This is a genomic window from Pontixanthobacter gangjinensis (genome assembly GCF_009827545.1).
In the GTDB taxonomy this organism is placed as follows: Bacteria; Pseudomonadota; Alphaproteobacteria; order Sphingomonadales; family Sphingomonadaceae; genus Pontixanthobacter; species Pontixanthobacter gangjinensis.
Genome location: NZ_WTYS01000001.1, coordinates 2,778,074 through 2,803,863, shown reverse-complemented (window position 1 = coordinate 2,803,863; position 25,790 = coordinate 2,778,074). Strand labels below are relative to the sequence as shown.

Here is a 25,790-nt window from a genome sequence, read left to right as displayed (position 1 = left end):
ATCCGGCTACGCTCTCATCACATTAATGGCATTTGGACCCCTTCTGTTGAAGGCAATGGAAAAAGTGACCTTGTCTCCATTATGGAGTTCCGGCCAAACTTCATCATCAGTGTATGCTCTTGAAGCAAAAAGACCGTCCGGTAGATGGGCGGATTTAATGAATCCGTAGCCCTCCTCGAGTCTTGTTAGTTCTCCCTGCAATCTGCCGGAGGTAGTTTTCTCACCCGCTACTTCTGCGGATGAACCTGATCGAAAACGACCGGGTGCATGTTTGTGAAGTGCATCAAATATCTTGGTGGCTTCTGCAAACTGGTCCTGCAAAAATAACTCTCTCGCGTACCAGAACTGACCTTCGTAGTTTGTGTCACCCTGTGTAAACGATCGCCGAAAATGGTCGAGTACAAGAGCTGCCTCACCATTGCTGGCTTTTAGGCAATGTCCCAGTTCAAGATGACCCATTTTGCTTGATGAATTTTCTCTCAAGCAAGCTTCCAGAACTGCAATGGCCGCGTCACAATCCCCATCGTTGCGATGTTTGCGAGCTAGGCGCGCTGCAAGCCAGTCTTGTCGAGGGTTTTTCTGAAAGGCACGCTTCAGCGCCGCAATAGCTCTTTCATCGTCGTTGAGCAGCTCGTGGAGCGACGCCTCAGATGACAGGAGTTCAGCGCTTTCTGGATGAGCTTGGCGACCACTAGAGATTGCTAGTTCTGCTTCTTTTGTGGCAATTAGTATTTCATTCGTGGATGAATTGTTATCGGCGTCTTCACCCGAAAGCACGTCCCTTAAGACATCTAGCGCCATCCGTGCTCTAGTATTTAGGTCGTATGCGCTCGATTTCCCTTGATCCCTAGAGAGCCATTTGCGAGATTCTCGCCGATGAGCTTGCTTCAATAATGGGTCGTCTGACTCATTTGCCTTTCGACGAAAAACTTCCGCCAGCGTGTGCTTGATGCTTTGGCTTTTGGCATTAGCCTTGAGCGCACGATTGCAGGCGTTTTCGGCTAAATCGAGAGAACCACCCTGATGGTTCAGTTCGAAAACTGCTCTCTGGTGAGCAACGAAAGAACCTCCTGGGGCAGCTTCCTCCGCGCGGTCATAAAAAAGCCTGCCCAAGGAAACATCGGCAAAGATCTCAGAGATGTTTCTACCCTTAATCATGCGGCTGAACGTCTCTCGATCTGAATTATAGTCTACATTCATAGCGCCAAGCAGTGATGCCAATGCGTCATATTTCTCTTCGGCGCTTGGCAGAGCTTGTGAAAACACCATTGCGGCGACCTGAGAATGCCTCGCTTGATATGAGAGATCCTTCGTGTGCTTGTCTTCTACAATCTTCACGACATTATCTAATGGATGAACGAATTTGGATCGAAAGTCCTCGAAAGATATCCCTGACGAACGAGAGATAAGCCCAGCTCTGACTGGAGCACCAAATTGATGAAGGGCACAGATCTCAAGATAGAGTTGCTTGGCTTGTGGTGGCTCAATGCGCTCGTACTCGTCTAGCACGATTTTCTCGAACGGTAGCCCCAGAGTGACCTCGTGAAGTGCCACTAGCAGCTGACGCTCTGCTCCAGAAACAAATGCCGTTATCCGCTCTTCGGGTGTTTTTTCGGAAAGAACTCCTAGGCAGTTGTGCCTTTCCAGCAAGTCGACCAACTGTCGGATTTCAATTTCTGAGAGGTATCTGACCGGAAAATCTTGCGTAAGAAACGCTTCTAATCCCTCGCAATAGGTATGCCATTCGTTATCGCGTTCTGCGCCAATAACTGTCAATGGTATGTTGTATGTTTGACAGGATTTTAGCAAAGAAACTACTTCATTTCGAAATAAAGCTATATGATCAACAAATAAATAAATGCGTTTCTTTACTAAATTAAAAATCTCTTTGAGTGGATCAAGGCGAATGCTGGCCGGACCGTCTGCATAAAGTACCAGCTTGTCGTAACTGGTTGCTGCCTCCCACGCTATTCGTTTCAATGCAACAGTCTTACCGTTTCCGGCGGGACCTTTCATCATAAATAGATGGGTAGAATTATTACTCGTGTCGTCATCATAAAATAGGACCGCATCAACTAAAGCTGAATCAACGATTTTTCTTTTAACATCGTAATTTTGGATGATTGCAGACCATCCCTGATCATGCCCCGAATAAAATTCTCGCGCGGTTGAGGTGTCTGATACGTAGCCTGAATGCACATGTGAAACATCGGTTAGTAGATAAGCTTTTAGCTCATCGCTCTCTTGAGGGTCGTTCGTTCGATAGTGTTTGCTGATGGATAGGTCGTCGCTTGAGTTCGATACCAAAGGAACTTTCCGAGCTAAGTCTGGTATCTCGGCATCAAGCGAGGTCAAAAACCCCTCTAGGGTATCTTTAATAACCGTCACACGGTGACGGGCCCAATATCTGATTTCAATGTCATCGAAATCTGGGCCTACGCAATAGAAAGAGGGACGCTGCAGGTCATTACTGGTGACGTCGAATAATATCTGTTGGATATGTGGATCTGCCAGTGAGTACCCAGCAAAAATTATCGAGTTCTCGTAGGCGAGGTCTCGTAGCCGTTCATAAAACCTCTCTCTATTTTGGCTGTAGCTTGCATACTGCTCGTTTCCCAAAACCAGCGGGATTGTATCGTCAGTATAATGATCGACACACCCATGGAGCTTAAAGAAGCCAACCGGTGAGCTTTCACCCTGGATTCTTGCATCGTATTCATCGCCATTCTTGACCGTTTTTACAAGATTCTGAACCCGCTGGGTTTCGGCTGCGTAGGCTTTTTCGATTATTAGGTCGAAGTTGGTAGAGGCAATCGCACGCCATCGAAACTTTGGGATTTTTAGATGATAGTCTGCTGGGCCATAGGGCTCAAATATGTCACGGATGAAACGCTGAAACTTGCTGAAGCCCGCTTCCGACAATGCCATAGCGGAAACCGCGATAAGTGATTTGTCCTTAAGCCGTCCGCCAAAAAATTCGTCGCAGATAAGCTCTTTTAAGCCATCACCAACCGGAACACTCTTATCCTTTGGATGTTTTGCACCATAATTTGCTCCAGCGCCTAAGAATAGGATGGCTCGCTGGTCGCGCACTGTTTGTATTAACATTGGGGGCAAATCGGTCATACGCTATAGATTGCCGTATCCAGAAATATGAGCAAGTGTTTGTTTCGGATTGCGGCAAGTTAATAGACAAAATATCGATCTTCAGCCTTTTTGAGCTTTTCCGCAAAGTCCTCCGGCGCTGACTGAATCGCAGTTGCCATTTCGTTGCCGGTCAGTCTTGCGAACTCTGAGAGAGAATCGGCATCAATCCCATTGATCGCAGCCTTGCTCGTAAGCAATCCCGTCATCTGCCTTTGCAATAATTCGCTGTGCTCATGCTGATGAACTTGTTTGATGAGGCAAGGTTCAGCGTAGCTCCGCATCTCAAAAAGATCAGTGTCGAGCGCTGCCTTAGCTTTCAGCCACAGTGTGCTGTCAGGCCATCGAGAGCGATTGCTGTCTGATGTTGGATTGGTATATCTTATGGATTGAGCGGTAGCTGACACTAAATCGCCATATCGATTAGCGACATCAGCCCAACTTCGAATGTTCCAGCGATCTTTAAGAAATTTTTTACCTGTTCGATATTCAACGCGCCAAATCCGGCTTTTGTCTGGGTCGTCATGATCGAGGGGAGGTAATCCCTTCTGCTGCATGGCCGCATTCCAAATCACCCACCAAGCGTGTTTGTGTTTGCTAATCACTTCTGCGCGCTTGTCGTAGACGATCACTTGCTGCCCGGGCATCTTTCCTACCGTTACAGAGCTAGTTCTACCTGATTTCCCGTTCGTGGATATCTCGAGCGGCTCCCAATGATCCGCGCGATTAGCATTAGAATGCATGACAAAGCGTTCAGGGACCAGCTCAAATTCGGGGGCGAGAATATCGACCGCGTAATCAATTCGTCCAATACTCTCACCGCGAGACTTCAGCTTAACCTCTAGCAGGTCCAAGAGTTCGTAAATCTTGTTGCGGGCTTCAGCAAAACCATAAGTGGCTAATAGGAAGGAGTTGCACGACACCCGCACACCCCAAGGATCGCGCACGTTGGGTTTCTTGAAGAACCACGTCGCCCCAAAATCGCCAGTGCTTACCAAATAGGAATAACCGCCTCTTGCGCCGCTATCTTTGACATGTAGCTTTGCGCCTTTCCAATCCAGAACGACTGCACCGTGTTGCTTTTTCGCTTCCAATTTTGCAGCTTCAAGCTCTTGCTCAAGGGCGGGGCTGATTTGTCCCTGCAAGCTGAAATCCAGACCGTCGAAGCCTTGGTAAACTACTTCCATGACTTGGCCGTCCAAATGTATTTCTGGAGGGGGGTGCTACAGGGACCCCCCTCTTGCTCTTCGGGCCATTGCTGCATGAGGTTCGCTCCTCGCTGCCGCTGCGGTGCGAACTCGTGCAGCATCAGGTTGCGCCTCGGACGGGCGCGACCATGAATTGTTCCAACCATTCGTAAAGACCAGTAGCCGGATAAAGAATGCAACCGCCTTCTCGGTGAAAGCGAGGTCCACGACCTTCAGCCCTCATTCGGGCTAAAGTCCTCACGCTTCTCCTGAGTCTTAGAGCAGCCTCGAACGGAGTGAGAAACTCATCTTGGGTGGCTTTCAGCTTCATCGCACACCATTTCGATAGAGCGATGAGCGCGACTTACCTCGTTTGCCTACGCGGAGTAGGCTGATTGGCTCGTCATATTCTATTGGCCAATATTGGTAGCCAGATTTGATTTCAAACCGATCAAAGTCGGGGTCCGAACCGCACCGCCGGGTAATGTCTTCAATATTGCGATCTAGAAATTTCTGTGCATGCGCCTTGGATTTGAACAACGCCGTAGCGCGCGTTGCCAAGTAGCCTTTAGCTGAAACGCAGATATATTCGTCTTCGAAAAATGGTTCAATGCCTTGGAAGCGCACAGCAATGTACCAGTAAGTAATTTTGTGGCGTGATGGTGGTATCGTCATAATTCTAATTATAGCGTAACAGAAACCGCAGAAGTATATGCAAAAGTGTCTCAAATATGAGCGACTTTTGCATATACTTAATTGCATAAGTTTATAATTTAGAACGATAATTTGTCTTATTAGCTAATTGGCTGCTAAATTTTCTCTAGTCTGGTGTTGTTTTAAGAGCAGGTCGATTCGATGATTTAATCTAAGCTGTTCTCAAGACCGATCGCACCATATCCGATCGTAACGGCGGACGGCGTGGCCGCTCTCAATTTGGGCACAAGACAGATCGATCTCCCCGACTGAGCATCTGGCAAGCGTCCGACCGTATCTATCAAGACCATCAGGCAAGCATCGCAACTGGCCACTGGCTACTAATCTGGAGAGGTTCGCAGTGCTTGCGAAAGGGTCGCCTGGTGTGCAGTTTCTGCCCGTGCGGCAATGACCTGGCATTTCAGGAGCGTCTATGCCCTGAAGGCGTATTCTCTGGTCTCCGCATCGTATCGTATCACCATCAACAACTGATGGAGGCGAGCAGACAAAGGTATCAGCCAATTCGCGGGATTGAGAAGCCTTCCAATTAAGCGTGCCAAGCGTAACTAGTGCTCCGAGCGACAATCCAAGGGCGACGGTCAGAAGGATCTGGGGCGTCATTCTTCTAGGCCACGAAGCAATCGGTTTCGGCTTTTTTGTCTCCCTGAACTGCAACACGTTGCTTGGTTTGCGCCTAACCTTTAACCTTAGGCGCTTGAATAACTTCCTACCGAGCATCTTCTATCGCTCCCTAAAGCCAATCGCGGCGGAAACTCCCTCGGCAGCTGAGCGAAGTGTATCATCGTAGAGGCTAGCGTAGCGTTTAGTTGTTTGCGGTGATGAGTGCCCGAGAAGTTGGCCAACAATGTAGAGCGACTGCCCCGATGATGCGGCAATGCTGGCAAAAGTGTGCCGAAGATCGTGAATCCGCACATGATCAAGACCCGCAACCTCGCAAACTGATTTCCAAGTACGACGAACATCTGCCAACGGCGCACCGAGCCTTCCGGGATATATATAGGTCCCTTCAGTCTCGGCACGCCTCCGTTGCAAAATCTCTGCAACCGTTTCCGAGTATGGCACACGATGTTCTCGGCGTTGCTTGGTTTCAGAGCTGGCTTTAGTCCAAACCCGTCGCTCTAGATCGAACTGGTCCCAGCGTGCGTTTAGCGCTTCACTGCGCCGACAGCCAGTTAGCAACATGAACAGGAGTGCATCAGCTGAAGTTCGTTCTTGATGAGATTCCAGCGCCTCGATCAATTTGGCCACTTCTTTGCGGCTGAGATATCGAGTCCGCTTAAGTTCAGGGTTTCGACGAGCGCCAGATGCGACATTTCTCTCTATCCATCCCCAACGGATTGCGAGGTTCAGGGCTTTCCTTAGCACTTCAATGACGCGGTTAGCCCGAGTGGGACGATCTAGCGAAATGGTCCGGTGCAATTCATCACAATCTTGAGGGCAAAGGTCACTGACCTTCTTTGCAGCAAGTGCAGGCAAAATGTCTTTGATCCACATTGAGCGATCATCAGCAGCGGATCTAGGCGCTTTTGTCGGCAGATGCTCTTTTGCATACCGATCGAAAAGGTCGCGCACAGTTGGGGCAGAACGTTCAGCGACGCGTTCCTCCAACGGGTCGAGGCCTAGATCGACACTTCGGCGCAGCTGCTCGGCCTGTTTCCTAGCGGCTAGCACCGTCCATGCAGGGTATTGACCTATGGTTATGCGCCGCTCTCTTCCTTTGACTCGATAGTTAAGAACGAAGGAGCGCACTCCCTTCGCTGTCACCCGCAGACCAAAGCCGGACAGCTTGGAATCATAAACAATTCGATTGCCTGCCGCTGGTGGTTGAGTTTCCCGCGCTATTTGATCGGAAAGCTTCTGCTTTTCGTTCTGTGTCCGCACTGTGTCCGTCATTGAAGAGGATGTGCTTGGCATTGACTGTCCTCGCTTTGCATTGATTGGCGCGATAGCTTACTCGTTATATCAGCAAGTTACGCCATTTTATGCCAAACAATCAATAGGTTCGTTTCGCCCCTGTTTTCAGGCTCATAACCTGAAGGTCGTTGGTTCAAATCCAACCCCCGCAACCATCATGTCATTGAAAACCCATATTATTCAGCCTCACTGTCTTCAGTGGGGCTTTTTCGCGTTGGCTATCGCGGTTGCACAAATAACTGAACGAAGATTGGCCCTTGTGCTGCAAAATAGTATTCGGCCTGTTTTTGGCCCTGTTTGCGCGCGAGGAATGGCGATAGGGTTCGCATTCACCGGGGCGGGAACGCATGTTGTATTTATCTGCGTCAACGTACGCAGTGCCGACAACTCCTTAACGCCAATCCATCTATGCTTTAGGCTGGCCTGTGGGTGTAAAACGCTCATAATCAGGCCATTGTCACAAAGTGCGCTACGCCGGTGCGGAGAAGGCGTCAGCCACAAAATCCCGCCCAAGGCGCAAGCCAACGGGATCGACGTTGTGAGCCACGCCATAAGAAACATGACTGGTGACGCTCACGCCAAGGCGCTTCAGCTCGCTTTCCGCCATATGAAGTGCCGCAACCGGAACCACTGGATCCGCGGTACCGTGCACTAGCATGACAGGAGGTTTGGCGACCTCTTTGCCAGCGAGCCCGGTGGTCTCGGTCAGCATGCCTGAGTAGCCGACTATGGCGGCCGCCGGTCGCGATCTTCTCAAGCCGACATGAAGGGCCATCATCGTACCTTGGCTAAAGCCGACTAGCGCCAGGTTTTCGTCGGTCAAATTATACTGGCTGAGCTTGCGGTCGATAAAGGCGTTGATTGGCGGTGCCGCAGATGCTGCGCCTGCCGCCAGCGCCGACGGCGCCAATCCTGATAATCCCCACCATTGGTAACCTGCGGCCATCATTCCGCAACGTTGCGGCGCATGCGGCGCGAGAAACAGTGCATCCGGCAGCGCATCTTGCCATTGTGGCGCTAGCGAAATCATGTCGGTGCCGCTGGACCCGAAGCCATGCAAAAGAAGTACTATTTGCTTAGGTAAGCCTCCGGAGCGTGGCTTAAGGCTTGCTCCATTTATGATTTTGGACAGCACTATTTCAACCTCGCATTCGATGAAGGACACATACTCGTGGCGACATTCAGCCCTTGCCGCTATGGCGTACCGATGTCATTCGCTAAGATTGATCACTGGATCGGCAAGACACTGTTTGTCCCGCCGATTATCAAATTATGCCAGCTTACGCGTCAGAGCCAGTTTGCTGTTTCGCGCCTTTTTTGGTTCATAGCAGCGCTGGATGGATTCTATCGTGCCGAAACGCTGTTGGGCTCGGTCCTGTGGGCCGGCCTTAGCGTCCTAATGATGTTTGCCGCGGCTCAACGCGCTGATACGCCGAACACTAGCTTCATATTTTTTCGGTTGCTGGCAATGGTTATGCTGGTTGTCGATATAGTTAGAGGTTTTGCGACCGGCGAGTGGGCAGGAATTGAGTTTTGGGTGTTCGTCCTGATCGCCGAGTACGCGGCAATTATTCGCACGATCCCGCCAAAATCGTCAGCTGATTCAGCGATTAAGGTATCAGAACCAACGCCATAGGTGGCGACTGCAACCGGGGCAGGAAACAGCCATTAGGGTTATTTGATAAAATAAAGCGATGTCCGTTAAGCGGCTATTTCCTCGCGGCTAGCAATGTCAGCGCCTGAAACCCATGTCACTCTCGCGCAGAACCAAAAATCCATTGCGTTCTGCATGCTTTCCTAGAGGATGCTCCCAGCTAATAAGGAACAGAAAAATTGCATCCTGCATTCGATAAACGTGGTGCCGACTTACTGGCAGCCGCCCCGGAGTGGCTTGCGCCGCTGATGACTGGCCCTGTGGTGCAAGGCCAGATAGACGCCGACGGCTGTAGCATCAATTATTTTGAATGGGGCAAACGCGGCAACCCGCCGCTAATTTTGCTGCATGGTTTTCTGGCTCATGCTGGTTGTTGGGCAGCGATTGCCCCGTCTCTTGCTGTTGGGCGGCACGTGGTGGCCTATGATTTGTCGGGGATGGGCGATTCCGGTAGGCGCGAGACCTATACGGTGGAGGACCGCGTTGCAGAGCTGATGGAGGTCGCCCGTCAGACTGGGCAATTTGATCACGCTGTTAAGCCGGTGATCGTCGCGCATTCTTACGGCGGAAGTGTCACCCTGTCGGCACTTGAACAGCACCATGATGCTTTCAGTGGAGCCATAATTTGTGACTTGATGGCGATGCGGCCTGAGACACTCGCAAGGCATTTCAAGAGAAACCGGCGACCCGGCTCGCAAGACCCCGACCGGCCAAACAAGGTCTATCCCGATTACGAGGCTGCGCGCGGGCGTTATGTCCTGTCGCCACCGCAAGAGGCCGGTGTGCCCTATCTGGTCGACTACATGGCCTATCACTCGCTTAGTCAAGTCGCCGGCGGATGGCGTTGGAAATTCGATCCGGAAGTGTTTCGCCGCGACCCCAAAATGGAGAGTTCCTGGCAAAGAACGCCTGAGCGCATCATCGAAGCACCAGGCCGTAAGGCGGTTATCTATGGCGAACAAAGCCTACTCTTCAACGCTGATTCTGCCGCTTACTTGCGTGAATTGGGCGGAATAGATTTCCCGATCATCTCCGTTCCTCAGGCCCAACATCATCTCATGTTGGATCAGCCAGTCGCTATGATTGCTGCGTTAAGATCAGTCCTGGAAAGCTGGACTGCCGCCGATTGCCGGGCCAGTTCGGATTAGCAGGGTGCACGGTTTGCAAGCCTGACAGGCCGGCTTTTTGGTTTGCAAAATTATATCCCAAGAGCAGATTGCAGATCATCCAGCCATGGCTCGAATGGCCGCCACGCTCCTTGACCGGAGCGGTTGATTGGCTGACGTACCTGTTCGGAGCTGGCCGTTCTCACAGCGCGATTGGATTGGTGGAAATCAATGCAAGCCTGTTCAAACGTCAGGCCTAGATAATCGAGCATCCTGCGGACTTGGCCCTCAAGATCATCCAGCACATCTTCATGCTGAACCCGCAGGATTGCCCCGGGCAAGACCGCGTCCCAGTGCTGCATCAATTCGACATAATCAGTGTAGTACCGCCCAATCTGTTCAAGTCCGTAGGTGAATTCCTGCCCTTCTGCGAATAGCTGTTTGAAGCCGGAGAAACAGCAATCCATCGGATCGCGGCGCGCATCTATGATTTTGGCATTGGGCAGGATTAATTTGATGAGGCCAATATGACGAAAATTGTTGGGCATCTTGTCTATAAAATATGGCGCATCTTGGCGATGTATGCGCGTGCTGTCGATAAAATCGGATCCCATTGTCGAAAGCTGATCGGCTTCCAGCCTATGCAACACTTCTGGATATTGGGACTCGCCAGCCTTTCGTCCGCGCAATTGATGCGCAAGCGCCAAGATATTGGGCAGCTCTAGCGTACCATCGATCTGGCTATGCGATGCCAAAATTTGTTCGAGTAATGTTGAACCCGCGCGCGGCAAGCCAACGATGAAAATCGGGTCTGCGGCCTGATATCCCTTGCCATCATGCTGTGCAAACAGTTCGGTAGTACAGGATTGAGTCTGTTTGCGCAGTTCTGCCTGCATCTTGTCGGCGTCATAGCGGGTCTGGCGACGCTTCAGGGTGTTCCCGTCCTGATAGAAGCCAATTGACTGCTGGTATTCGCCGCGATCCTCTAGCGCCTTACCGAGCGCAAATGACAGATGGACCCGGTCCATAAAGGCAAGGTCATGGCGAACAATTTGCGCCTGCATTTTGGCAATCTCAGATTCGGAAAAGCGGTATGTTTTGAGATTGGCCAGCGCGTAATAAGCGTCACCCTGGTCGGGTTTTGCGGCAAAGGCTGCTTGGTAGGATTCGACCGCTTCATCATGCTTGCCAACCGTTTTCAGAGCGTGGCCACGCGATGTCAGCGTGCTGGGGTCATCAGGTATTTTGTCCAAGACAAGTTCGAACAGGTCAAAGGCGCGTTCGTATTCGCCGGTTTGCATGCTCTCGATTGCCAGCCGGGACTGGAACAGCGGATTTTCGGGATCGAGCGCAAACAAGTCTTCCGCCTCGACTTTGGCCTGCGCGAATTTCTGTCGCCGGCGCAAGGCATCGATATAATCAATCCGGATTTGAATATTGTCGGGATCGAAGCTGCGCGCGCTTTCGAGCAAAAACTCTGCGTCATCGAGAACGCCGAGCTTGATGCCTATCTGTGCCAACAACCGCATTGCTTCGGTATTTTTCGGGTTCTGGCGCAAGAAATGGCGGCAAAATTCTTCAGCGCGCAGCACACGCCCTTCGTGCAAATGATTGGTCGCCGCGAGCAATTCGCGCGGCATCGCTTTCAGCCGATCTGCTTGGGCCAATGGGCCTGCGGCTTCTTGTACCCTGCCAGATGTATTGAGCAATTCAGCTTGTATCCGCCAGCTCGCTTCTAGTGCCGGATTGAACTGTGTGGCCCGCTGGAAGGCTGTCAGTGCTTTCGCCGCATCACCCTTGGCCCGTTCCAAATGACCCGCTTCTTGCCAAGCTCGGCCATATTCGGGGGTCGCGGCATGGAGCCGGGCGAGATAGGCTTCCGCCTGCTTGTAGTCTTTTAGATACCGGGCAGAAACTGCGGCCAGATACAGCGCCTCGGCTTCATCCGGTGTTTGGCTCAGTATCGCTTTTGCGGCGGCTAAGCCGCCTGCAAAGTTACCCGCTTGCAGCAGTTTTTGCGCCTGCTTTATGTGTTCTGCGCGTAATTCTGTTTCGGCTGACATCACGGCCTTCTCTGCAGAAAAGAAAAGCAGCGGGCAAGGTTTCCCTCACCCGCTGCCCATCTTGATATTTATTATGACTTAGTAGCTAAAGCCGACCCGAATTCCCATTGTCAGCGGGCGGTTGGTCGTAATGCGTTCCCGGTCATTGATGAAATTGCCGGCGATTTCGGCACGCTCATCTGTGAGGTTTTCACCAAACAGCTCGACCGACCATTGATCCGACTTGACACCGGCGCTCAACGCGAAGGTCGTGTAGCCGTCCAACTTGAATTTGTTGATTTCAATGATGTCGGTAAACTTCGAGGATGAATGTGCGACTTGCGGCATCACATGCGCCGTGAGATCGCCAATTGCCCATTCATACCGTACACGCATGTTACCCTGGAATTTAGGGGCATACGCTAGCGGCGATCCTTGAATGACATCATCGGTCGGGGTCAGAACATCTGTCACCTTGGTATCGAGCAACGAGAATGCGCCCGCTACCGTTAGCCCTTCTAGAGAGTATGGAGCGTAAGTTATTTCGCCTTCAACACCATAAATTTCCGCGTCAGCAGCATTATCGGAGAAGAACAGGTTGGTGATGCTCGGGTCAAAAATTGTCGTTTGGAGTCGGCTGATGTCGACGTAGAAAGCACTGCCGTTGAGGCGAACCTGGCCGTCAACCAGATCCATTTTCCAACCGAGTTCATAGTTCTGAACTTCATCCGTTTCCAATTCAAACGGTACGGTAAAGCCAGCGCCATTGGTTGCGCCGCCCGGGCGGTTAAGCAGTCCGGGACGGAAGCCTTCCGAATAGGTTGCATAGAACAGCAGATCATCATTCGGAGTGAATGTGAGCGTGCCTTTCTTGATCCAACCTTCTGCCTTGGCGACATCAGGTGCAGCAAGCGCATTGAACACTTGCTGTGCCTGAGTGGCGCTCAAGCCCGCCGCTTGAATATCGGCAATGCTATCACCCTGATTAAACGTCTGGCGCAGTGCCGCGTTACAGCTTCCGACAAAGGTAAATTGTCCATCGCCATCATACAGGTCGCTGATGTTGGTGCCGAATGCGTTGGCATCCTGCGCCGCGCCCGAGTTACAGAACGACGCGTTAGCATCACCCTCAAAATCGACCTCGATGTTATAATAACGTGCACCAAGGGTGAGTGTCAGAACATCTGGCACGATATCGAATGATGCTTCACCGAAAAGGCCGAATTGTTGGTCAGTCCGCTTGACGTCGTTGCGGAAAATCACGCCAGCCGGGAATGGCCCGGGATCGCTCTGGAAACCGCCCGGGAATGGCGAGTTAGGCGCGAACGCACCGAAAGGCGCAGCAGCGACGCTACCAGGGTAAGTGAAGTCGTTGCGTTCTTGCAGTTCAAGGTCAGAATAGAATGCACCGAAAGTACCGCGGAGGCGATTTTCTTGCGGTGTGCTGGCACGGAATTCCTGGGTGAAAACAGTGGTTTTAGAATCAGATGTTACGAACAAGTTAGGCGCCTGACAGGTCCCGGTTGGGCCGCCTGCTCCAGGATAGCTGACCGAGCCATCACAGATATAATATGGCAGATATTGGCCAACAAACAGATAGTCAGTGTAATCAACCCGCTGTTCAGTTTCGCGTTCGGTATAAGCGCCAGTATACACCAGATCGAGCATCGCCAGACGCCCTTCGACTGTCCAGCTGGTGTTGGAATAATCATCTTCCAAACGGTCATCTTCATACCGCTGGATTTCCAGATCATCGATGTCGAGCGTTGGATCAGCGAAGAATACACCGTCTGAATCAATGCTCTGGCGGGCGTGGGAAACGTTAAGGCGCCAATCGGAATTGAACTCAAACAGACCCGACACACGGAAACCGGTATATTGGGTGTCGTTGAAGTTTTCCTCTACTATCGCCAAGTTGTCGGCTGCGATGAAGTTCACATTGGCGTCTATCGCAGCAAGCGTTGCCGCATCTGACTGGAAGCCGCCGCGCAGACCGCTGACAGCAACGCCATTGGAACGGACCGTTCCTGCAGGACGGAACCGCGCGCTGTCACGCAATGTCTGCGTACCCGCTACATTGTCGATATAACCACCTTGATCATCGCGATAAAAAACGCCGCGCAGGGCAAAGCTGTCTGTCACCGGGACATTCAGCATCGCCTCGACATTATAACTCGCTTCGCCGCCCTTGGTGAATGACAGGCCAGCTTTGGCGTTATAATCCAGTCCGCTCAGGCTTGGCTTATTGGTAATCAGGCGCACAACGCCCGCTTGTGAACTGGCACCAAACAGGGTGCCTTGCGGACCCGCCAACACTTCAATCCGCTCAAGATCGGCGGCATACACATCAAGGTTGCGGCCAGGCTGACCAAGCGGTTGTTCATCAAGATATAGCGCAACGTTGGGGGCTAAACCAGCAACGCCTGCGGTTGTAAGGTTAGGTGTGGTTGAAGCCAGTCCGCGAATGTAGATGGTGCTTTGGCCAGGGCCGCTGCCGCCCGCTGTGACGCTGGGAAGCTGGTCAAGATAGTCGGCAAAAGTATCAATCGCGAGCTCGTTAAGCTGCTCTTCGCCGATCGCGCTGACGGCGATCGGTACGTCCTGCAGGTTTTCACTTTGCTTGGTGGCCGTAACGACGATTTCTTGCACGCCGCCCTTGCGGACTTCATCAGAATCCGACGTGTCTTGGGCAAAAGCAGGCGTTACGGAGAGAGCGGCGATCGTCAAAACTGACGCGCCACTGGTGAATTTCATCATTAAAACTTTCCTTGTCGATTGGATAAGGCGGGGCCCCTGCAAAGATCGCGGACAGGATAGTCTGCGGTTCCGAGAAGCTGAAAAGGCGAAGGACATTTATCCAATACCATTCGCTGCATTGCCCGCTAACAAACAACAGCAACCCACTCCACCGCAGCAAGCGGACATATCTAATTGAATATTTTGGAGTCACATAAAAACAACACGACTAATTCTATTCGCCAATAATATAAATACAGTTACAATTGTATTTGCCTTATATAGAATTCACATCGCAAGCGCGAATTTCGCCAAGTTTTTTATAAAGTAATATGAAATACTACTTTGAATAGATATTACTATACTAATACTTTCGAGAGTCTGTATTGACCCTCTACCGCCCCAACAGCTTGTGATGGGCGGGCGCCCCAAGTAACCGCAACTAAGGTGCCGTCGCCAAGCGCTCGGCCTCCACACCCTCAAAGGTGGTGGGGACCTCATGCTTCATCCGGATAAGATCATAAATCACCGCTTTTATGATCGAAACCGCCATCAGGGCAATTACGAAGGAGAAGGGCAGGGCGCCGATTATCATGGTGACGCGAATTGCTCCGGTTCCGCCAAGAATCAGCATACTGCCCACGACCAAGGCGATGGCGCACCCCCAGAAGATGATGTGGTGGCGACGCTCGACATCATCTTCCTCATGGCCGGCCCCATTTATCGTATTGACGATAAGGATCGCGCTATCGACCGAAGTTATGAGATACGTCATCAGCAAAATAACGACCAGGCCAGACAGCATAGTCGCAACGCCTGGGTCAAACATGACCGACAGGGTCGCAAACAATTGGTCGGATATTCCCGCGGCCAGGATTGAACCCTCGGCCGCCCCGCTCAATTCAAGATCGATTGCGGTTCCGCCGACAATGGTCATCCAAATGAAGCACATAAGCGAAGGAACCAGCACTACACCGAGAACATATTCGCGCACTGTGCGGCCGCGCGAGACGCGTGCGATGAACATCCCAACGAAGGGCGCGAACGCAATCCACCATGCCCAATAGAAGACTGACCAGTCGAGCTGCCATTGCGCAAGGGCGTCACCAATGGGGGTTCCGTCCGCCGTCCATAGGCTAACGGCTAGGCCGGGTAGGTTGACGAGATAATCGAATATCCCGGTGAACAAGAGGGTGAAGCCAAAGACACCCGAGCCTGCGAGAATAAATACCGTCAGCAGAGCAAAAGAGAGACCCATATTGAGGTTCGACAACCACTTTATCCCGCGCCCAACCCCGGAAAGTGCAGAAAGAGTCGAGGTACCGACGAGTAAAACCAGAGCAAAAATAATAGCCAGTGTCGATGCGCTGCCCTCGCTGCCCAGCAGCCAATCTCCTAGGCCAAGCCTGCTCAGGCCAGCAACAAACTGCTCGACCCCGAAGCCCATTGTAACGGCGACGCCCAGAACAGTCGCAACCACCGCAACGATATCGACAATATGCCCTGTAACGCCCGACATTGTCTTACCAAACAGAGGAGCAAGACCAGAACGGATTGTTAGGGGTAGGTTCCGCCGATATGCGACATATCCGACAGACAAGCCGACCAACGCATAGGTTGCCCAAGCGGCAAAGCCCCAATGCAAGAATGTATATATGTAGGCTGGGCGAACAGCCTCCATCGTTATCGGTTCGATAGCGCCGCGTATGATGTCTGGATTGTTGGCAAAATGCGCCAGAGGCTCGCCGGTTGAATAGGTTAGCATGCCGACGCCAATTCCGGCCCCGAACAACATCGCAAACCAAGAAAACCTCGAAAACTCTGGCTGTTCGTCCGGCATCCCAAGGCGCAGCTTGCCAGTTTTAGGAATGATAGCGAGGAAAAAGGCTGCGAGCATTAAGAACGCGACAAGATAGACATACCAACCGGCAAAATCGCGAATGATCGTACTGTTTGCGATCTCCAGCGCTTCGCTCGCTCGGACAGGAAAGAAGATGACCCACAATATCAGTAAGGTCACGATGACTTTGGACGGCAACGTAACGATCGTGCTGAAGCCCTTATAAAAACCGGAATCCGCAGTGTTAATATGTAAGTCCACCAGTGGTGGATCAATCACATTGCTGTTGGTGTCACTCAATTGCGCCCCTACTTTCATAATTCGTTTTGATCGCACAATTTCAACTCGCGAAGTGGCGATCTGATAAGTGCGCGGAATTTGAATGTGTGTCCCTCAATACGGAATGTAGGCACTATTGCAAACGCAGTAGGCCAATTAATAGCATTGCGCGCTACCTGCTCCGCTCGAAAAATAATGCGTTACAGCTTTCAATGGAAAATTCTGAGCCGGCCGACTGGGCCTTCGCGCGATGTATCAAACGCAGACCATTTCGCTCTCAAGCCTCCGCATTTTCTTCCTCACGATCTCGATGATCATGGTGGGCGGCGAGCTTTTGTCCGCTTGGATCAAGAATAGGTTTGGCGAAGGTCGGAGCGGCTCTATTTTGCTGTTGGCTCATGCAATGCGATTTGCCGTGAATTGAAAACCGGGCTTCCTGCATCGTTGAATTGTGAGGAGCTCTTGGGCTTGGAAAAATAATACCCTTGCATCAGGCGAACCCCGAGAGACCTGGCCTGTATCGCCTGCTCCTCAGTCTCCACTCCCTCAAGAACGCATTCAAGACCTATCTGCCGCGACAAAGCCAAGATTGTCGCTACAATCGCCCAGCCATGCTCATTTGAGCTTGCATCGTCGCAGAAAGATTTGTCGATCTTGATCTGGTCTAGCGGTAGTTTGTGTATCCTGGACAAACTTGATTGACCAACACCGAAATCATCGAGAGCAATACGAAAACCGCCAGCGCGCAATAGCGCCAGATTAGCCGCAGCTTGCGCCCCGCCGGTCAGAATCGCGGTCTCGGTCAATTCGAGTAAGACTTGTTCCCGAGACACCGGCTCGAAAACATCACTTTCCAGCAGCCAATTCACAAAGTCGATATTGGTGATGTCCTTTACTGAAAGGTTGATATGCAATGATTTTTCGCTGAAAATTTCCGGCAACTCAATAATTGCCTTTGCGATGATGATTTTTGTAAGTTCGCTGGTTCGGTGCGTACTCTCTGCCATCGGGATAAATACGTCGGGCATAATAATCGTCCCGCCCACGGCATTCCATCGTGCTAGAACCTCGACCGACTGGATGTTGCCGCTATCAAAATCGATGATCGGTTGATAGACAACTTCCAATTGACTAGCCAAATCGGCACGGTCGAACAATTGTGTGATCCGGGCTTTCTCTTGCATCACCACTTCATCTTCAACTGAGAAAATAGTGACCTTGCCGCCGTTTTGCTTCGCCTTATAAAGCGCCCAATCAGCGCGTTCGATACATGCGCTCGCAGCAAGCCCTGCTGTCTTTCTGAGGCCTATCGATGCTTGAACCGTTAGCAGCTGTTGCTGGAACGGGATTGGCTCTGCAATAAGCCTCACCAGCTCCTCGCATTGATTGACCGCCGCATCTTTGCCCAGCGAGCCCATTAGGAGAAATCCGAATTCGTCGCCTCCCAACCTGCCGCAGCAGATCACGTCAGGAAAGTCAGCCAGCCGTTTGGCGATAATCGTTAGCACTGTGTCGCCTGCGCGGTGACCGAACAGATCATTGACAATTTTAAATCCGTCGAGATCAATCAGCCCTAACCAAGGTTCATCAATAGCCGGTTGCGAAAGTTGGGTCTCGAAGCTTTCGAAGAATGATCGCCGGTTTGCTATCTGGGTCAGATCGTCAATATAGGCTTGCTTGTGTAACCTATCATTGAGTTTAGCCGCTTCCAGCTCTCGATGCTGCAAAGCAGTCTTGGAGCGAATAAGATCGATTAACCCTTGGTATTGTGCACGGGCAATCAGCAGGAGAAGCATCGACACCGAAACCATCGTGACGCTGATTGCAACAGCATTCGTATGTCCAATGTAGAGGAACATTGTGATCGACGGGACAACACTGACAACGGTCATCCCAAGTGCCGTTTTGGGAGATGGGTTCAAACCCAGGATTCCCACGAAGCTGGTAAGCGTGGCGATATAGTGCAGAAGGCTTTGTTGCTGGGTATCACCGTATGGATAAAGGCTGAGACCGAAGAGCATGAGGCCAGTTGCAATTGCTGTTCCTGTCACAGGAAGCATCGCCAAATCACGAGAGATTTTTTCTGGTGAACGCCGGGCAACTGCCCATGGGTGCCAGTGAATCGCTCTTAGACTGGCTATCACCAAAAGCGGGCCGGTAGCGAAGAAAAGATGGATGTCGGAAACTGTGCCATGAAATGCGTTTGCAACGAGCAGCAGGTTAACGATGGCAATTGCGTAAACAAACGGCATGCGCCTCGAAAGTTGCTTGGCCAATGCAACTTCAACCTCTTGGTTCGCTGCTCGGGGGTCAACGCTGAATTGTGTAAGCGAAATTGCAGCTTCAGCCTGGAGGTCCATTGTACGTGGAACTGGCCGCGACCAATTGCGACTTCGTTTTCCGATTTTTGAATGCAGCGCGCCCATATTACTCGGATAGAATAGATAGACTACCATTGCGTTAACTAAGGCATTAACATTTCTACGTTTTTTCGTTCATCGCCTCTATCTCCTCGAACGAGAAAATTATCGCTTGTCCAATGGGCTTGCAAAAATTTGGCGACCGGGGAACGCGCTGGGTTCGATATCACCGTTCTTGATTACAAAGCTGCCATTTACCAGCAGATATGTAACACCAATCGATGGTTGGTGAGGGTCCAAATAGGTGGCCATGTCCATAATAACCGCCGGATCAAATACAGTAATATCAGCGTCCATGCCGGTTTGTAGGCGACCCTTAAGACGGAATGCGGGTGCGGCATTTTCCAGTAGCTGCGCGGGTTGCAGAGTGATTTTCGACAAGGCCGACATCATGGGCAGAAGTTGCTCGTCGCGCACGTAGGTTCCAACCAGTTTGGAGAACGAGCCGATACCCTGCGGAGGAGCTTTTTCCTTCAGACTGATCACAGGCAAGCCATCGGATGACAATATGACATCTGGCGCGGCGACCAAAAGCCGCGTCCATTCCTCTTTTAAATAGTGATGCATAATTGCGGCATTGGGGCTCTCTTTCCTTGTCTGGTCAAAGCTTTCCTGGGTGAAGAATTCTCCGGTCGAGGCGAGTTGGACATCTTCGGGCCCGATTCCAAATATCTCCTGCCAGTCACGGCCGAACACTGCCGCTCCAATGCTGGTTGATCCCGCATTATAGGGCAGGACTTCAGTGGTGACGTCCACACCGCTTGTTCGCGCCTCGCGGATTTTCTCTAAGAACAGAGCAACATTTTTCATGGCACTATGCGACAAATGGCAAATATGAACTTTCGCGCCCGTGGCCTTGGCCAAGGTCAGCACTTCATCAAGGCCGGTGGGGTCTCCGGCAGCTCCGCGCCGGATATGAACAAAGACCGGCGTTTGATATTGCGATGCAAGTTCAAAAATGGCGCGCACTTCATCTTCGTCGACAGCTTCACTGATATAATCGAGCAGCAGGCCGATACCGATACCGCCCTGTTGCAAGCCATCCTCGACGGTGCGCCGTATCTTGGCCCGTTCGCCCGCGTTAGAGGTAACATAGCGGGCTCGCGCTTCGCCATTATCCAGGCCGATATTGGCCCTTTTCGCTCCCATAATGTTTTGCACTGGGGCATGATTGCCGCCAGACATCGCCACCATTCTCGCTTGTGTATGGCTGGTTGAAGCTCCGTAATTTATCCGTGCCTTCCGGCGAATATATGCACCATGTGCTGCGACCGGATAGGAGCCTGCTTCCAATTCCAAGCTGGTCGTCACGCCATCACGGGCCTGATACATTTGGCCGAGTGGTGTGGGGCTGTGATTGTGAACATCGATGAAACCGGGGGCAACAATCTGTCCTGTAACATCGATCATTTCAACGCCGCGAATTTCTTCAGCAGATATGGCTGTGATCGTCCGGTCAGTAATCCCGACATTGAGGATCGCATCCAGACCAGTCTCGGGGTCCATAACTCTGCCGCCTTTTAGCACGATGTCATAGATTGGCAGCTCTGCAGCCGGTTCCTGCGCGCTAGCTGCGCAAGCCGCCGCTATTGCAAGCGTGAAAATAACGGAACGTCTAATTTTACCGGACATATCCAGAGCTCCATTGTCTGCTAGCGATGATCATTGTCATATCAGATCCGCCGAGGAAATGTTAATCGGACCTGTTGTTTGTAGCGCTTGGAATCTGGTGGAACCGGAACGCTGTTAAATCGCCCGCGCCCGCGCTAGGAACGGCCCGCGAGAAACACAGTGGAATAGAAATGAACAACACAGGCTTTTACCCCATCGGAAATGCAGGCGAACCTTGGGGGGAGTCCGAGCGCACTCAATGGCGTGCGAGCCAATCTGTGCAACGGCGATATGATGAAGATGTGGTGCCTAGGATTGAAGCGCTTTCGGGCCGGTTTGAAACTGTCACATACGGAAATCTTGACTACGCTGGAGAGGAGTATGCGCTCTATGCTCTGCGCGCAGCGCCGTACGATCCCGAATTGCCAAACGTCCTCGTAACCGGGGGCGTGCACGGATATGAAACCAGCGGAGTGATGGGTGCGCTCGAATTTCTTGAGACCAAAGCTTCTGATTATGCGGGCAAGGTCAATCTGTTGGTCGCCCCGTGCGTCAGCCCGTGGGCTTATGAGCGGGTCAACCGTTGGAATTATGACGCGATCGACGTCAATCGCAGCTTTTTTGAGGGCAGCAGCGCACTCGAGTGCACTGCGCTAATGGCTCTTGTATCCTCGCATTCCGATCCTTTCGTACTGCATATCGATCTTCACGAAACCACCGACAGCGATGAAAGCGAGTTTCGGCCAGCTTTGGCGGCGCGCGATGGGGAGCCGTATGAACCGGGCATCATTCCTGACGGTTTCTATCTGGTGGATGACAGCGAAAACCCGCAGCCGGAATTTCACAAGACGATAATAGAGGCAGTAGCGAAAGTGACACACATCGCTCCGGCTGATGAAGAGGGCCAAATTATCGGGTCAGCGGTGCTGTCACCAGGGGTAATCGAGTATCCCTATGCTAAATATTCGATGTGCGGATCGATTACAAAAGCGCGGTTTACAACAACTACCGAAGTCTATCCGGACAGTCCGAATGCAACGGCCTCGCAATGCAATGCAGCCCAAGTGACTGCGATTTGTGCCGCGCTGGATTACGCTGTGAACTAAGCATCGTTTCGCGCTTCACAGGTGCTCCGCTTCAGGTGCTCCGGTTAGGGTCTTTGCGTGCTGGCATTTGTCTGGCAAAAGCGGCGCTATGGATTCACAAACATTGCTCGAGCCAATTCCGCAACCGCCCGGTAAACCACTGATTGGCAACGCTGTTACGGTGGATTCGGCCAGGATGATCCAGTCCTTAATGGAATTGGCGGACGAATACGGACCAATCTTCAAGCTCGACATGATGGGCACGCCAATCATTATGGTGTCAGGCGCGGATCTGGTGGCCGAGGTTTGTGACGAAAAGCGCTTCGACAAAACTGTGCGTGGGCCGCTGAAGCGGTTGCGGCTGATTGCGGGCGATGGCCTGTTCACTGGCGATACCCAGGATCCCAATTGGTCCAAAGCGCACCACATCCTGCTGCCATCATTCAGCCAGAAAGCGATGGGTGGCTATCTGCCGATGATGACCGACATCGCCAACCAATTGATGATGAAATGGGAACGGCTCAACACCGATGATGTGATTGATGTGCCCAAGGACATGATCCGGCTGACGCTGGACACGATCGGCGTGTGCGGGTTCGGGTACCGCTTCAATTCGTTTTATCGGGAGGATTTTCATCCCTTTATCGAAGCGCTCAACCGGACGCTTGGCACCACGCTCAATATGCGCGGAATACCCGGCGAGAAACTGTTCAAAGGCGATCAGATAAAGCAATTGCACCGCGATGCGGCCTATATGAACAATCTGGTCGACGAAATTATTCGCGAACGGCGCAGTCAGGGGGGAGGCGGGCCTGAAGATCTGCTCGACTTCATGCTGTCGGGTCGCGACGCGGTTACTGGCGAGCGCCTTTCGGACGAGAATATCCGTTATCAGATCAACACATTCCTGATTGCCGGACACGAGACAACATCGGGATTGCTATCGTTCACGCTCTATTATTTGCTCAAGAACCGCGACGTGCTTAAACGTGCCTATGCTGAAGTTGATGAGGTGCTCGGCCGCAATATCGACCGTGCGCCGACGCTGCCCGAAATCGGGCGGCTCCCGTATATCCGGGCTATCCTGTCGGAGGCATTGCGCCTGTGGCCAACCGCGCCGGCGCTTGGCCTTGCGCCGTATAAGGATGAGATCATCGGCGGGAAATACGCCATTCCCAAGGGCACTTTCACCACCGTTCTGATACCTTCGCTCCACCGTGACGCCTCCGAATGGGGCAATGATCCGGAGCAATTCAATCCGGACCATTTCACGCCAGAAGCAGAAGCCGCCCGCAATCCGGCCGCATACAAGCCGTTCGGGAACGGGCAACGCGCCTGTATCGGGCGACAATTCGCGATTCAGGAATCTATCCTCGTGCTTGGGATGATATTGCAGCGGTTCGACCTGTTCGATCACACTGATTATCAGCTCGATATCAAGGAAACCCTATCGATCAAACCCGACGAGTTCTTCATCAAAGCGCGCCTGCGGGATGATGTGGAACGGGGCGGGGCAGATGCGGCTCTTGATAATGCAGCAGGCGAAATGCCTGCCGCTGTGGCTGTGCCCAGCCATGGCACACCGTTGCTGGTTCTTTACGGCTCCAATCTGGGATCAAGCGAGAGCTTTGCCCGCGAAATAGCCCAAAGGGCTGAATTCAGCGGTTTCGACGTAAAGATGGCGGAACTTGATGGCTATGTCGGCCAATTGCCAACCGAGGGCGCGGTTGCCATCGCATGTTCGTCCTACAATGGAATGCCGCCGGACAACGCCTCGAAATTTACCGACTGGCTCGAACATAACGATGCTTCATCGGTTACGCTGGAGGGCGTGTCATATTTCGTACTTGGCTGCGGTAACAGCGACTGGGCTGCCACATTCCAGGTGGTGCCGCGCAAGATTGACGCGCGGATGGAAGCGCTTGGCGCGCGCCGGATTGCAGGCACCGAGGAGCTGGACGCTCGCGGTGATGTCGATACGCAATTCCATGACTGGCTCGATGCGCTGATTCCCCAATTGGGCACCGAATTCGGCGTGCCAGTCGAAACCGAGGCGGGTGCGCTGGCGGAGCCGCTTTATTCGGTCCAGATAACCCAAAGCGTCACCGCAAACGCCGTCGCCGACCGGCTCGGCGCGCGCGAAGTGGAAGTCGTTAGCAGCACCGAACTTAAAGATACCAGTCATGAAGAAGGGCGTTCGACCAAACATATCGAAGTCGCTTTGCCAGAGGGCATGACCTATCGTCCTGGCGATCATCTGTGCGTGGTGCCGGTTAATGATGACGCGGTCGTCGAACGCTTGTTGAGGCGCTTCAAGCTTGCCCGCGACACCTATGTACGGATTGAATCGCGCAGTGAAATGCGCGGGCCGTTCCCTAGCGGAAGCACATTTTCTGTTCAACACCTCGCCCAGACAGCGGGCGAGCTTCAGGCCATTGCTACCCGGCGGGATGTCGCGGCATTGGCGCGCTATTCACAATGCCCCAATTCACGCGCAGCGCTAGAAGCTCTGGCGGAGCCGGCCGCAAAAGGCGAAACTGACGCCTATACGACCGAAATTCTGGAGAAGCGCAAATCGGTTCTGGATATCCTCGAAGACTTCCCGGCCTGCGACCTGCCGCTCGCCGTATTCCTTGAATTAATCCCGTTCTTGAGCCCGCGATATTATTCGATTGCATCTGATCCACACCATAATCCGGGACATTGTTCGATCACTGTCGGTGTCACGCGCGGCCCGGCAATGTCGGGCAAGGGCGAGTTCAAGGGCACGTGCTCAACTTACCTCGCAGGCCTGCGTCCAGGTGACCGGTTTCAGGCGATTGTCCGCGAACCGACCGCCAATTTCCGTCTGCCAGAGGATCATTCACAGCCGGTAATCATGGTCGGACCCGGCACCGGCATCGCCCCGTTCCGCGGTTTCCTTCAACAGCGCGACAGGTTGCAGCAGGCGGGCAAAAACTTGGGTGATGCACTGCTGTTCTTCGGATGCCGTCACCCAGATCATGATTACCTCTACCGCGAAGAGCTGGAAGATTATGACCGGCGCGGGGTCGCGTCAGTGTTCGCGGCATTCTCCCGCCATGATGGCTCGCGAACCTATGTACAGGATTGCATAGTTGAGCACGCGGACCGGGTTTGGGAGCTGATCGAACAAGGCGCACGGATATACATCTGCGGAGATGGCGCCAAGATGGAGCCCGATGTGCGCGGCACCCTCGCATCAATCTACGCCCGGAAAACAGATTGTAGCGGGGCAGAGGCCGATAGCTGGATAGAGTCGATGATTGATCGGGAGCGCTATCTGCTAGATGTCTGGGTGGGTTAGGGACAGACTTACCCTTTCGACAAGGAGCCGTTAAAGCTGGAACGCTGGCCTTTCCCGCAGGCCCTCGCGCCAGCGGGCAATGTTGGAATATTCCTCGCCCGGCCGTTTGCCAATGACTTTGGCGAAATCCATAAAGACGAAACCTGTGACATCCGCGACCGAAAGCCGGTCTGCGGCGATGAATTCCCTACCTTCAAGATGGGCATCCAGCCGGTCGAAGAAGTGATCAACTTGCTGCATACCGCGTTCGGCGAGCGCGGGAATTTGTTCGTAGTCATGCGGACCGGGTAGGGCGCGCCCTTTCATCGCCGGATTGGCGTTGCGCAGCGCGCTGGCAACACCCATGCCGAACTCCTGTTCGACCCGCCATTGCCACGTTGCAATGTCCGCCTTTTCCAGCGGTGAGATACCCATCAAAGGCGGATCGGGATAGGCCGCTTCCAGCCAGGCGGCGATCCCGGCATTATCGGTTAACACTGTGCCATCTTCCAGCTTGAGCGCTGGCACGGTGGCGTTCGGATTGATGGCCCGATATGCCTCGCCCATCTGCTCTGCTGACCGCAAATCAATCTCGACCAATTCGTGCGGCACACCCTTTTCCGCCAGAATGATGCGAGCGCGCCGAGGGCTGGGCGCGGTCTTACAGTCGTAGAAGGTCAGGGACATGGTCGGCACTCCGGCGTTGGTGTTGCGGCATTGCAGGTATCATATCGCACTGCTAGTTTTCGAAGAC

Annotated in this window: 17 protein-coding genes; 4 read left to right on the top strand and 13 right to left on the bottom strand. The window is 52.6% G+C overall.

The window, feature by feature from the left end:
• Positions 1-6 precede the first annotated feature (6 nt).
• The 7 genes from GRI36_RS13285 to GRI36_RS13260 all read right to left on the bottom strand — a co-directional run bounded on the left by GRI36_RS13285 (position 7) and on the right by GRI36_RS13260 (position 8,094).
• Positions 7-3,126, bottom strand: a complete 3,120-nt coding sequence (locus tag GRI36_RS13285) for an SIR2 family NAD-dependent protein deacylase (RefSeq protein WP_160598892.1) — start codon at positions 3,124-3,126, stop codon at positions 7-9.
• A 59-nt stretch (positions 3,127-3,185) separates the two neighbouring features.
• The gene (locus tag GRI36_RS13280) at positions 3,186-4,331 is read right to left on the bottom strand and encodes a hypothetical protein (protein WP_160598891.1); all 1,146 of its coding nucleotides are present in this window, start codon (positions 4,329-4,331) and stop codon (positions 3,186-3,188) included.
• A gap of 121 nt (positions 4,332-4,452) precedes the next feature.
• Positions 4,453-4,662 carry a helix-turn-helix domain-containing protein gene (locus GRI36_RS14120; protein ID WP_407985676.1) on the bottom strand — a complete coding sequence of 70 codons (210 nt, stop codon included), beginning with the start codon at positions 4,660-4,662 and terminating at the stop codon, positions 4,453-4,455.
• Complete coding sequence (locus tag GRI36_RS13275; RefSeq protein WP_160598890.1) at positions 4,659-5,006, bottom strand: hypothetical protein; 348 nt, start codon at positions 5,004-5,006, stop codon at positions 4,659-4,661. Before GRI36_RS13275 ends, GRI36_RS14120 begins: the two co-directional genes overlap by 4 nt.
• Positions 5,007-5,207: 201 nt before the next feature.
• Positions 5,208-5,645, bottom strand: a complete 438-nt coding sequence (locus GRI36_RS13985; protein WP_160598889.1) for a thermonuclease family protein — start codon at positions 5,643-5,645, stop codon at positions 5,208-5,210.
• Positions 5,646-5,765: 120 nt separating this feature from the next.
• Positions 5,766-6,959, bottom strand: coding sequence for a tyrosine-type recombinase/integrase (locus GRI36_RS13265; RefSeq protein WP_160598888.1), 1,194 nt, complete (start codon positions 6,957-6,959; stop codon positions 5,766-5,768).
• Positions 6,960-7,428: 469 nt separating this feature from the next.
• Positions 7,429-8,094 carry an alpha/beta hydrolase gene (locus GRI36_RS13260; protein WP_160599251.1) on the bottom strand — a complete coding sequence of 222 codons (666 nt, stop codon included), beginning with the start codon at positions 8,092-8,094 and terminating at the stop codon, positions 7,429-7,431.
• 72 nt (positions 8,095-8,166) lie between these two features.
• Between GRI36_RS13260 and GRI36_RS13255 the strand changes: the two genes are divergently transcribed.
• Positions 8,167-8,595: a hypothetical protein gene (locus GRI36_RS13255; RefSeq protein ID WP_160598887.1), complete on the top strand. Its 429-nt coding sequence runs from the start codon at positions 8,167-8,169 to the stop codon at positions 8,593-8,595.
• A 197-nt stretch (positions 8,596-8,792) separates the two neighbouring features.
• Complete coding sequence (locus tag GRI36_RS13250; RefSeq protein ID WP_202392179.1) at positions 8,793-9,761, top strand: alpha/beta fold hydrolase; 969 nt, start codon at positions 8,793-8,795, stop codon at positions 9,759-9,761.
• Positions 9,762-9,811: 50 nt separating this feature from the next.
• On the opposite strand, the gene GRI36_RS13245 is transcribed toward GRI36_RS13250, so the two are convergent.
• The 5 genes from GRI36_RS13245 to GRI36_RS13225 all read right to left on the bottom strand — a co-directional run bounded on the left by GRI36_RS13245 (position 9,812) and on the right by GRI36_RS13225 (position 20,668).
• A complete protein-coding gene (locus GRI36_RS13245) occupies positions 9,812-11,782 on the bottom strand; it encodes a tetratricopeptide repeat-containing sulfotransferase family protein (protein WP_160598886.1) in 1,971 nt (656 codons plus the stop codon).
• A gap of 78 nt (positions 11,783-11,860) precedes the next feature.
• The gene (locus GRI36_RS13240) at positions 11,861-14,518 is read right to left on the bottom strand and encodes a TonB-dependent receptor (RefSeq protein ID WP_160598885.1); all 2,658 of its coding nucleotides are present in this window, start codon (positions 14,516-14,518) and stop codon (positions 11,861-11,863) included.
• Between the two features lie 421 nt (positions 14,519-14,939).
• A complete protein-coding gene (locus GRI36_RS13235; protein ID WP_235902279.1) occupies positions 14,940-16,637 on the bottom strand; it encodes a BCCT family transporter in 1,698 nt (565 codons plus the stop codon).
• A gap of 359 nt (positions 16,638-16,996) precedes the next feature.
• The gene (locus tag GRI36_RS13230; protein WP_160598883.1) at positions 16,997-18,868 is read right to left on the bottom strand and encodes a putative bifunctional diguanylate cyclase/phosphodiesterase; all 1,872 of its coding nucleotides are present in this window, start codon (positions 18,866-18,868) and stop codon (positions 16,997-16,999) included.
• Positions 18,869-19,141: 273 nt separating this feature from the next.
• Positions 19,142-20,668 (bottom strand): amidohydrolase family protein, encoded by a 1,527-nt coding sequence (locus tag GRI36_RS13225; RefSeq protein ID WP_160598882.1) that lies wholly within the window; start codon positions 20,666-20,668, stop codon positions 19,142-19,144.
• A 170-nt stretch (positions 20,669-20,838) separates the two neighbouring features.
• Between GRI36_RS13225 and GRI36_RS13220 the strand changes: the two genes are divergently transcribed.
• Positions 20,839-21,753 (top strand): M14 family metallopeptidase, encoded by a 915-nt coding sequence (locus GRI36_RS13220; protein ID WP_160598881.1) that lies wholly within the window; start codon positions 20,839-20,841, stop codon positions 21,751-21,753.
• An 88-nt stretch (positions 21,754-21,841) separates the two neighbouring features.
• Entirely contained in the window at positions 21,842-25,057 is a 3,216-nt protein-coding gene (locus GRI36_RS13215; protein WP_160598880.1) for a bifunctional cytochrome P450/NADPH--P450 reductase, read from the top strand.
• Between the two features lie 30 nt (positions 25,058-25,087).
• Here the strand turns inward: GRI36_RS13215 and GRI36_RS13210 are convergent, their stop codons facing one another.
• The gene (locus GRI36_RS13210) at positions 25,088-25,723 is read right to left on the bottom strand and encodes a glutathione S-transferase family protein (RefSeq protein WP_160598879.1); all 636 of its coding nucleotides are present in this window, start codon (positions 25,721-25,723) and stop codon (positions 25,088-25,090) included.
• Positions 25,724-25,790: the final 67 nt, after the last annotated feature.